The organism is Streptomyces polyasparticus (assembly GCF_014493765.1).
Classification (GTDB): Bacteria; Actinomycetota; Actinomycetes; order Streptomycetales; family Streptomycetaceae; genus Streptomyces; species Streptomyces polyasparticus.
The window spans coordinates 1-524 of the sequence record NZ_JACTVJ010000170.1 but is presented as its reverse complement, the minus strand read 5'-3'; the positions used below and the strand labels follow the sequence as shown (position 1 = coordinate 524).

The following is a 524-nucleotide window of genomic DNA, read 5'->3' as shown; positions in this document are numbered from 1 at the left end:
CCTCACGAGCCTTTTCCGTCAAGTCTTCGCAATACTTGCTCAAGAACTCAAACGTTTGCGACGAGTCGGCAGTTCGACTGTCAATTCTCTGGCCCTTTCTCATCTCCATGACTTCGCTCAGTATGGTCTCCGTGTTGATTCCGGCTTCCTTGAATATTTCCTTGATACTAGCGTCCTCAAGCAATGCCAATAATATATGATCCTGAGCAATATAATTGTCCTTTTGCTGGGTCTTGAATTTTGCAGCTTTCTGCAATACTTGTCCCGTAGCATAACTTGGCGCTGGAGTATCTGGAGGTGGATTCTGCGATGGAAGTCTCACCACCCTGCGGTTGACTATTCTTTCAAAATCCGGCCATTCATACCTAGCCTTCGTTATCAACGTCTTCAAGTATGGGGTCGAAGACTCATTGTCGGAAGGAACCATTGCTGCCAAGAGATGTAAAGGCATCAATTGAGCATGGCTTCCCTCCTTAGCTATCTGCGTAGCATTCGTTATGATGTTCAATGCATTGTCAGTAAAC

General features: G+C 45.8%; 1 protein-coding gene. It reads right to left on the bottom strand.

Annotation, left to right across the window (positions count from 1 at the left end; all coding sequences use genetic code 11):
- The coding region (locus tag H9Y04_RS49325; RefSeq protein WP_187820196.1) for a Clp protease N-terminal domain-containing protein at window positions 1–508 on the bottom strand (508 nt) is incomplete at its 3' end.
- Window positions 509–524 lie beyond the last annotated feature (16 nt).